General features: G+C 70.7%; 5 protein-coding genes and 1 pseudogene. 4 read left to right on the top strand and 2 right to left on the bottom strand.

Features of this window, described 5'->3' with window-relative positions; all coding sequences use genetic code 11:
- Positions 1 to 241: 241 nt before the first annotated feature.
- Together PKH97_RS10015 and PKH97_RS10010 are read right to left on the bottom strand one after the other, a co-directional pair.
- A complete protein-coding gene (locus PKH97_RS10015) occupies positions 242 to 2,404 on the bottom strand; it encodes a cell wall-binding repeat-containing protein (protein WP_324387266.1) in 2,163 nt (720 codons plus the stop codon).
- 72 nt (positions 2,405 to 2,476) lie between these two features.
- Positions 2,477 to 3,937, bottom strand: a complete 1,461-nt coding sequence (locus tag PKH97_RS10010) for a CCA tRNA nucleotidyltransferase (protein ID WP_324387265.1) — start codon at positions 3,935 to 3,937, stop codon at positions 2,477 to 2,479.
- Between the two features lie 87 nt (positions 3,938 to 4,024).
- On the opposite strand from PKH97_RS10010, the gene PKH97_RS10005 reads away from it, so the two are divergent.
- The 4 genes and pseudogenes from PKH97_RS10005 to PKH97_RS09990 form a co-directional block, all read left to right on the top strand.
- The gene (locus PKH97_RS10005; RefSeq protein WP_324387264.1) at positions 4,025 to 4,504 is read left to right on the top strand and encodes an NUDIX hydrolase; all 480 of its coding nucleotides are present in this window, start codon (positions 4,025 to 4,027) and stop codon (positions 4,502 to 4,504) included.
- Between the two features lie 11 nt (positions 4,505 to 4,515).
- Positions 4,516 to 6,567 (top strand): DUF6049 family protein, encoded by a 2,052-nt coding sequence (locus PKH97_RS10000; protein ID WP_324387263.1) that lies wholly within the window; start codon positions 4,516 to 4,518, stop codon positions 6,565 to 6,567.
- Complete coding sequence (gene murJ / locus PKH97_RS09995; protein ID WP_324387262.1) at positions 6,564 to 8,213, top strand: murein biosynthesis integral membrane protein MurJ; 1,650 nt, start codon at positions 6,564 to 6,566, stop codon at positions 8,211 to 8,213. Before PKH97_RS10000 ends, murJ begins: the two co-directional genes overlap by 4 nt.
- A 93-nt stretch (positions 8,214 to 8,306) precedes the next feature.
- Positions 8,307 to 9,326: pseudogene (locus PKH97_RS09990) on the top strand (hypothetical protein); the annotation flags it as partial.

Here is a 9,326-nt window from a genome sequence, read left to right as displayed (position 1 = left end):
GACCCGGTGGAACCGCCCGCGGACGTGGCCGCGCCGGCGCTCCCGGCACCCGTGGCAAGCAGGCCGCCGACGACCAGGGCAATCGCCCCCGTCGTCGCCAGGGCGCGACGAGCGCGCGGAGTCGATCGGTCCCCTGTGATGTGACGCATGGGGCTCACGGTACCGGCGCGGCCCGCCGAACGCGCGGCGACGCGCGCCCGGGCGGGCGATCCGTCCCCCCTGGGGCGACCGAGCCTCGGCGCTACTTCAGGTGCCCCGCCAACGCTGCCTGCACGCCGTACGAGATGGTGTTGGGGCCACCGAGGATGACGATGCGACTCGGCTTGAGCCGGTCGATCTCGGCACCGACGGCGTCGGGCAGGGCATCGGTGTCGACCAGGAGGACCGGCGACTCCATCGTGCCGGCGACCGGAGCACCGGAGAGCGCATCGGTATAGACCCGGCCGGAGGCGATGAAGATCGTCCCACCGGGCGTGGAGTAGGCCTTCTGGGTGATGGCGGTCGAGGTCGTGAAGCGGTCGGGACCGCTCCACCGTTCGACGGACGCGGCATACGCGTGCAGCGAGGCCTCGACGGCCGGGGTGATGGTGTTGGGACCACCGAAGATGACGATCTTGGCCGGCTTGAGTCGCTGCAACTCGGTGCCGATCGCGCTCGGCAGAGCATTGGTGTCCACGAGCAGCACCGGCCCCGCGCTCTTGCCGGCCACTGGCGCCCCAGAGAGGGCGTCGGTGAAGACTCGGCCGGAGGCGACATAGGCCGTCGCGACACCTGGGGCATAGGACTTCGCCGAGATGGCGGCCGAGGTGGTGAACCGGTCATCGCCGCTCCACCGCTCCACGGCTCCGCTCGTATAGGCCTTGAGAGCTGTCTCGACATCCGGCGAGATCGTGGCCGGGCCACCGAAGATGACGATCTTGCCGGGCTTGAGCCGGCTCAGTTCCGCTGCGATGACGCTCGGGATGCTCGTGCCCGACGTCAGCAGAATCGGGCCGTCGGTGTCGCCGGCTACCGGAGCCCCGGACAGCGCGTCGGTGTAGACCGACCCGGAGGCGATATAGGCGACCGAGACACCGGCGGCATACGTCTGCGCCGAGATCGTCGCGGACGTCGCATAGCGATCCGGCCCCGACCACCGCACGACCCGGTCGAGGGCCGGGAAGGAGACGGTAACCGTGGCCCCGGTGGGGGAAGGCGCGGACACCGACAAGGCGAACGAGCCGTCCGGGCTGGTGTAGGACTCGCCGTCCCACAGGCCGGGGTGTCGCTGCGTGTCGCTGTTGACCAGATCCGGATGGAAGTCGACGACCAGGCGCGAGCGGTCGATGGCGTCTCCGGTCAGCGGTTGACGGTGGACGACGATATGGCCGCCGGGGTCCGAGACCGTGCCGAACGGCCCCGACCACTTCTTGTCATCTATCCAGGAGTCCAGCCCCCTCGGCGTGCGGTACTCGATGGAGTAGCGATAGCCCTCGAGGTCGAACCACGCACCCCGCAACCCGGCTCCGGACTCCATCGGCTTCAAGGGGAGCGCCTTCGTCGGTCCGGGCGAGATCTCGGGGTAGTCGGTGGCCGAGAGGATGCCCAACGTCGCCAAGGTGTCGGCCAGGGGCATTCCCGGCTGGCCGTAGGGGTGCGCGCTCGCAGGATCCCAGGGGTTGTTGTAGTCAACGCCCGAGCAGGTGCTCGAGAGCGGGACCGCGCTCGCGCCCGAGGTGCAGTTGAGCGATCCCGCGGCCGGCACCGAACCGTTGTGGGCGATCACGCGCAGGGCGATATCGGTGGTGAAGGTGCCGTTGACGATGCTGTAGCCATCACCGCGCGCACTCAGGCCGAAGGTCTCCAGATCCGAGAAGGTGCATTGGGTCGTCTTGGGCAGATAGACCACCAGGTGATCCCGGGGCCCGGCCGAGCCGACGACCGCCCGCACGGCGTCATTGATCGCCTTGAGGTCGCAGGAGGTGGACTGCGCGTCGGTCAAGGTGATCTTGCTCCACCCGGGGATGCCCTCCGCCCAGCCCTGACGAACCGTCAGCGCGCCCCCCGACGCCGCCGTGTAATAGGTATTGGCCCCGTCAATGGCCGACTGGAGCTCCGCATTGTCGAGCGCCGCCGGCTTGGTGCTTCCCCAATAGACCGGCACGAGGTAGATCCCGTGTGTGCCGGTCAGCGCACGGTCACCTCCAGTCGACGGCCCGGGCAGCACCGGTCCACCGCTCACGCTCCGCGGCACGACCCGGTCGGCCCCGGTGACCGACGCCGGCACCGCCCCCGAGGACGTATGCCGTGTGCCCCCCGACCCGCCACCCGTCGCCGATGCGGTGGGCGCCCCCGCCAGGACACCCGCGATCACTGCCGCCGCGCCGATGCCGACGGACCGCTTCACCCACCCATGTGTTGCCATGACCGAACGCTACCGGCACCCCCGACGACGGCAGGGCGACGTGACCGAATGGTTGTCAAGTCGGGCCGGCCCTCACGGCCGTGACTCGGGTTGCTCCGCCCACCAGGCCAGCAGCCGCTCACGGGCCACCTCGGGCCCAACGACCCCCTCATCGAGCCGGACGCCCAGCAGGAATTTGTAGGCGCGACCGACCAGCGGCCCGGGCGGGATCCCGAGCAGCTCGCCGATCTCGGTGCCGTCGAGTTCGGGTCGCACCTTGCCCAGCTCCTCCGCGGCGAGCAAATGCTCGATGCGAACCTCGAGCTCGTCATAGGTCGCCGCCAACCGGCGCGCCTTGCGCTGATTGCGCGTCGTGGAATCGGCCCGGGTCAAGCGGTGCAGGCGGGGCAGCAGGTCGCCCGCGTCGGTGACATAGCGGCGCACGGCCGAGTCCGTCCACTGACCGTCCCCATAACCGTGGAAGCGCAGATGCAGTTCCACCAATCGGGAGACCGCCGAGACCGTCTCCTTGTCATAGCGCAAGGCCCGCAACCGGGCGCGGGTCAGCTTGGCCCCGACGATCTCGTGGTGGTGGAAGGACACCCCGCCACCGCGCTCGAAGCGTCGGGTCGCGGGCTTGCCGACATCGTGCAGCAGCGCAGCCAGGCGCAGGATCAGATCCGGCCCCGGGACCTGGGCCGGATCCGACCCGGGCGGCCCCTCCAGCTCGATGGCCTGCTCGACCACGGTCAGGGTGTGCTCGTAGACGTCCTTGTGGCGGTGGTGCTCGTCGATCTCCAACTGCAGCGCCGGCAGCTCGGGCAGGACGTGATCGGCCAGGCCGGAGTCGACCAGCAACCCCAAGCCGCGGCGCGGCCACTGCGCGAGCAGGAGCTTGCTCAGCTCGTCGCGCACGCGCTCCGCCGACACGATCTCGATCGACCCGGCCATCGCCTGCATGGCTTCCGCCGCGTCGGCGGCGAGGTCGAAGCCAAGCTGCGCGGCGAAGCGCGCGGCGCGCATCATCCGCAAGGGGTCGTCGCCGAAGCTGACCTCGGGCGGTGCGGGCGTGCGGAGGCGACGTTTCTGCAGGGCGTCGTAGCCGTCATACGGATCGACGAAGGTCAGCTCCGGCAGCCGCAGGGCCATCGCATTGACGGTGAAGTCGCGCCGGTGCAGGTCGTCGTGGAGGTTGTCGCCGAAGGCGACGACGGGCTTGCGGGTGACGCGGTCATACGCATCGGCGCGATAGGTCGTCACCTCGAAGGTCGTGTTGCCCCGCAGCGCACCGATCGTGCCGTAGGCCCGGCCGACGTCCCAGGTGGTCTCGGCCCAGGGCCGCAGGATCGCCTCGATCTGCTCGGGCCGCGCACTCGTCGTGAAGTCGAAATCGGGCGAGGTCCGGCCAAGGAAGGCGTCCCGGACCGGTCCGCCGACGAGCGCCACCTCGTGGCCGGCCGCGGCGAACAACTCGCCCAGCTCGGTCAACAACGGCAGCATCGGCCCCAGATTGGCCAGGGCGCGACGCATGGCCTGCTGGCTCGGAGATTCCATGGTGCCCAACCGTATTGCCCAGGGGCGGGCCGAGCCGAACGCCACCGGGTCCGACCCCCTGGAGCGTTGTCAGCCTAAAGTGACCCCATGACCCAAGCTGCAGGTGGACGCGCCCCGCGCCGCCTGCCGGCCGTCGAGGAACGCTCCGCGGGGGGCGTGGTCGTCGACATTCAGGGCGGGGTCGCGCGGATTGCCGTCATCGCCCGCCGCAATCGTGCCGGGCGCCTGGAATGGTGCCTGCCGAAGGGTCATATCGAGGGCGCCGAGACCCTGTGCGAGACAGCGGCACGCGAGGTCGCCGAGGAGACCGGCATCGAGGCGCGGGTGCTCATCAAGCTCGGGACCATCGACTACTGGTTCGCCACCGGCGACCGGCGCGTCCATAAGTTCGTCCACCACTACCTTCTCGAGGCGGTGGGGGGCTATTTGACGATCGAGAACGACCCCGACCACGAGGCCGTCGACGTCGCCTGGCTCCCGCTCGAGCACGCGCACCGGCACCTGACCTTCCCCAACGAGCGGCGCATCGCCCGGGAGGCCTGGCAGCGCCTCGCCGGCGACGAATGACCCACGGCCGTATGCCGCGCCATCCCGTTATGGCGGCCCTCACCACGCTGCTTCTCCTGCTGGGCGTGGCCCCGTCCACCGCGACCGCGGCCACGGATCTGGCGGGGGTCCGCATCGCCGTGACGACCATCGCGCCCATGGTGGCCGGCGACGGCGACGATGTGGTGATCACCGGTCGCGTGACCAATGTCGGCAGCAACTCCATTGACGCCCCCGATGTCCAACTGCGCGGATCCTTTACGCCCCTGACCGACCGAGCCGGCGTCGCGGCCTGGGCCGCAGGCGAGGTCGCAGACACCGGCGATCTCCTCGATCACGATGCGCTGGCCGGGCGCCTGGCCCCCGGGGCGGGCGCGTCCTTCCGGGTCGTCATGAAGGACCCGGCCGCTACGGCCGGCCCGGCCTACGGCGCGCTGCCCATCAGCCTGAGCGCCGCCGGCGCCCGGATCACCAGCTTCGTCACCTACCAGCGGCGCAGGGAGTACGTCCCCCTGCAGCTCGCCGTGGTCGCGCCGTTGACGCTGGCCCCCGACTCGGCGCTGGTGGGCGATTACGGGCCCGAACGGCATACGGCCTGGGAGCGGCAGCTCGGGACGGGGGGACGACTGCCGGAGCTGATCGACGCCACCGACGATCTGCCGGTGACCTGGGCGCTCGACCCGACCATCGCCGACCCGCCGGCCGAGATCCCCGCCGAGCGACCGCTCGACGATGTCGCCGGGGCAGCGTGGGACCGGATCGGTGCGGACCAGAAGGCCGAGACGGCGCTGCGCCGCTCCTTCGCCGCGCGCCTGCGCGACGACCTCGGCACCCGGCCAGCCCTCGTCCTGCCGTATGCCGATCCCGACCTGTCCGCGCTGGTCGCCACCCACCTGAATCGCTACTTCCCGGGACTGATCGCGACCGCGACTCGGGTCGCCGCCGACCTGCCCGGCCATCACCGGGTCGACGTGGCGTGGCCGGCGGACGGACTGATCGGAGGCGACCGGATAACTGCCCTGACCGCCCTCTACGGCGCTGCCCCGCTCTCGGCCGTCATCGGCGCGGGTAGCTCGCTCGGCGGCACCAATACGCCCGTCGCGGCGAATCGCGCCGCTGGTGGAACCGCGGTGCTGGCCTATGACGACGCGCTGAGTGGAGCCCTGCTCGGGCTCGCGGCGGATCCGGACGGGACGGCCACGCGGCAACTGCTGCTCGCGCAGTCGCTGGGCCTGCTCGCCGAGTTCCCGAGCACCCGCCGCAGCGTGCTGATCGCCATTCCTCGTGGTCTGGATCCTGCGGCCACCTCGGGCTTGCATGCCGCCCTGGCCGGGCTCCTGGACGCGCCCTGGATCACCGCGACGTCCCTCGATGCCCTGCGCACCGAAACCGCGCTGGGTCCGATCGTGCCCCAGACGACGACGCCCCCGGCCGAGTCGGGTCTGCCGGCGGAGGTGCTCCCGCCCGCGGCGGCGCTGACGCCGGCTCGAGTGCGGGCGGCCACTACGGCGCTTCGGTCCATCGCCGCGATGGCGCAGGTGCGGGCGGACGGCAAGGCCAATCTCGGGCTGTGGACCGAGACCTTCCGCCAGTTGCTCGCCAGCCGCTGGCGAGACGATCCGGCGGCGCTGGGGCATGCGATCGGCCTGGTGCGCGCGGCCGGTGCCGAAGCCCGCAAGGGCGTCGCCGTGACCCCCGAGAAGATCAACTTCTTCGCCGACTCCGGACTACTGACGGTGACCGTCACCAACGATCTCGACGTCGCCGTCGACGGGGTGCGCGTGGACCTGACGCCCCTGAGCAACCGCTTCCGGCTGGAGCAGACCCCCGCGCCGGTAGACATCGGGCCACGGTCCCGGGCGAATCTGCGCATCCGGGCGACCGCGCTCGCGGCCGGCGATGTCCCGATCAAGGTGTCGCTGTCCACCCCGGACGGGCGGCGCCTAGGCGGTGACGCGACGGTGCTCGTGCGTGCCTACCCCACCGGGGCATGGATCTACTGGGTGATCGGTGCCGCCGCCCTGCTCCTCTTTGCCAGCGGCCTGATCCGGACCCGGCGGCGTCGACGAAAGGCCGGCTCGTGAGCGACACCCCGACCGAGCGTGCCGCAGGGACCAATGCCGGGCTGGGGCGGGCGAGCGCGCTCATGGCCTCCGGCACCCTCGTCTCGCGCATCCTGGGAGTCGTCCGGCAGAGCATGCTCGGCATCGTCATCGGCATCACTGGCCTGGCCGGTGATGCCTTCTCGGTGGCCAACACCTTGCCGAACTCGATCAACCTGCTGCTCGCCGGTGGCGTGCTTAATGCGGTCCTCGTTCCGCAGATCATCAAGGCTGCCAAGCACCCCGACGGCGGCGAGGACTATGTCAACCGCCTGCTGACCCTCTCGCTGCTGCTCATGGCCCTCACGACGGCGCTGTCGATCGCGGCCGCACCCCTGTTGGTCCGGCTATACACCCAGACCGAAAGCCCAAGCGCCCTGCACTTGGCGACGGTCTTCGCCTATCTGTGCCTGCCGCAGATCTTCTTCTACGGGCTCTACACCCTGCTCGGCAATGTGCTGAACGCCCGCAATCGTTTCACCGCCTTCATGTGGGCGCCGGCGCTCGCCAATGTCGTCTCGATTGCGGGACTCGCGCTCTTCTGGATCCTCGGCTACCCGCGCGGCGTCACCGACCCGGACGGCTGGACCGCCGCAATGATCTGGGTCCTCGCCGGCACCATGACGCTCTCCATCGTGGTCCAGGGGATCTTCCTGGCGATTCCGCTGCGACGCAGCGGCTTCCGTTATCGGCCCCGCTTCGGCTTCCGCGGTGTCGGCCTGCGGTCGGCCTCGCGCGTCGCGTTGTGGTCCTTCGCCGGTATCGCGGTGGGGCAACTCGGTTTCATCGTCACCAGCAAGGTGCTCACGCGAGCGACGGACCTGGCCAACGCCCAGGGCCTGACCGCGGCGGGCAAGTTCTCCTACGACAACGCCTTCCTCCTCTTCATGCTGCCGCACTCCCTGGTCACGGTTTCCTTGACCACAGCGCTCTTTGTGCGGCTCGCCAAGGCGGCCCACGCTGGGCATACGGGCGAGGTGCTGGCCGACCTCGGTCGTGGGCTGCGGATGCCCGCCCCGCTGCTCGTGCCGATCAGCCTGGCCGGGGTGTTGTTCGCGCCGCTGGCGGTCTTCGTCTTCTTCGGCCAGTCGCGGGCCGACACCCTCGCTGTGGCCCACCTGCTCACCGCGATGCTGCTAGGACTTCTGCCCTTCGGTTGGGTCTATCTCGTGCAGCGGGTCTTCTATGCGTACGAGGACGCACGCACGCCCTTCAACATCCAGGTCGTCATCACGATCATCGCGACGATCTTCAACCTGATCGGGGCCGTGCGGCCGGCCACGCAGACGGGCCTGTGGGTGGGCATCGGCCAGACCGTCAGCAATGCGGTCGGCGCCGGTTGGGGATTTTGGCTGTTGCGCCGCCGCGTCGGCCGGCTGGGCCTGACCAGGGCCATGCGCACCAACATCCGGTTGGGACTGGCGAGCATCGCCGCCGGCGGTTTGACGTATGCCGTGTTGCGCGTCGTCCCCGAGTCGCTCACCACCAACCGGCTAGGGGCGCTGCTGGTCTTGGGCGTGCTCGGCTCGCTCTATCTCGCGGTGGCCTGGGCGATTGCTCACCGGATGCGGGTGCGCGAGGTCGACGATCTGGTGGCGCCGATCGCCCGGCGGCTCGCGCGCCGCTGAACCACGGACGGCGATCGGGCCGGGTTGCCGGGTCAATGCCCGGCCTTGTCGGTGTCGGACCGTAAGCTTCCCTCAAGTCGAAAAGGAGCCAATGTGACCGGCTTGCTCCCCGGTGTGGTGGTCGGTGGCCGCTACACCCTGGTTCGCTTGCTCTCCGAGCAGGGCGATGCCCAGGCGTGGGCCGTGCGTGACGACCGCTTGGACCGGTCGGTCACGCTCGTCGTGCTGCCCGACGACAGCCCCCTCGCGGCTGGGGTCTACGACGCCGCCCAGCGGGCCGCGGGCGTCGACAATCACCGGTTGGTGCGCGTCCTGGATATCGCCGAGGTCGACGGCTGGGTCTATTTCGTCGAGGAGAGCCTCGAGGGGGCACGCTCGCTCACCGAGTTGGCGGGTGCCTTCGGCATGGCCGCGGAAGAAGTCCGGCGCCTGACTGGCGAAGCCGCGCTGGGGCTCGACGCCGCGCGCCGCCGCGGCCTGCATCACCTCGGCCTGACGCCGGACAATGTGTTGCGCATGCCCGACGGCTCGGTGAAGGTGGCCGGCCTGGCCACTCAGGCGGCGCTGGCCGGGCAGGATCACATCGGCGGCCGGCGCGCGCTGCGACGCGATGCCAAGGGGCTGGTGGCGCTCTCCTATGCGGGATTGACCGGTCGCTGGCCGTATGCCGGCGATGTCGGCCTTCAGCCCGCCCCCCGGGTCGTCGGTGGTGTGCCCCGCCCGTCCGAACTCGCGGTGGGTGTCCCGAACGATCTCGACACGCTGTGCCACCTGACGCTCAACCAGAACCTCGGGCCGATCTCCCCGGCCGACTATGCCGCCCAGATCGCGCCCTGGTCGGCCATGACGGTCGCCGACCAGGAAGTCCTGGCGACCACCCCGGACGCAGCCGAACAGGCCCGCGAAGCCGACGCCGCCGCCGCGGGCGCAGACACCGTCGAGGCCGGTGAGGTTCGCCGCGCCGAGACTCCGGAGCAGAGCGCCGTCACGGCCCCGATTCCCGTCGGCCCGGGCGTGCCGGAGGCCGCGCTGGCGACGGGCGCTGCCGAGGGCGGTGGTGATCCCCACACGACCACCTCCTGGCTCGCAGGAGCAGGCGCCGCCGGGGCCACG

It is taken from the genome of Nostocoides sp. (assembly GCF_035343835.1).
Classification (GTDB): domain Bacteria; phylum Actinomycetota; class Actinomycetes; order Actinomycetales; family Dermatophilaceae; genus Nostocoides_A; species Nostocoides_A vanveenii.
Note: the sequence above shows the minus strand (reverse complement) of the source record. Positions and strands in the feature narration are given on the sequence as shown.

Bases quoted from the DNA above. Each gene is read 5' to 3' on its own strand.
- PKH97_RS10015 (WP_324387266.1), bottom strand. From the start codon at position 2,404: ATGGCAACACATGGGTGGGTGAAGCGGTCCGTCGGCATCGGCGCGGCG.
- PKH97_RS10010 (WP_324387265.1), bottom strand. From the start codon at position 3,937: ATGGAATCTCCGAGCCAGCAGGCCATGCGTCGCGCCCTGGCCAATCTG.
- PKH97_RS10005 (WP_324387264.1), top strand. From the start codon at position 4,025: ATGACCCAAGCTGCAGGTGGACGCGCCCCGCGCCGCCTGCCGGCCGTC.
- PKH97_RS10000 (WP_324387263.1), top strand. From the start codon at position 4,516: ATGCCGCGCCATCCCGTTATGGCGGCCCTCACCACGCTGCTTCTCCTG.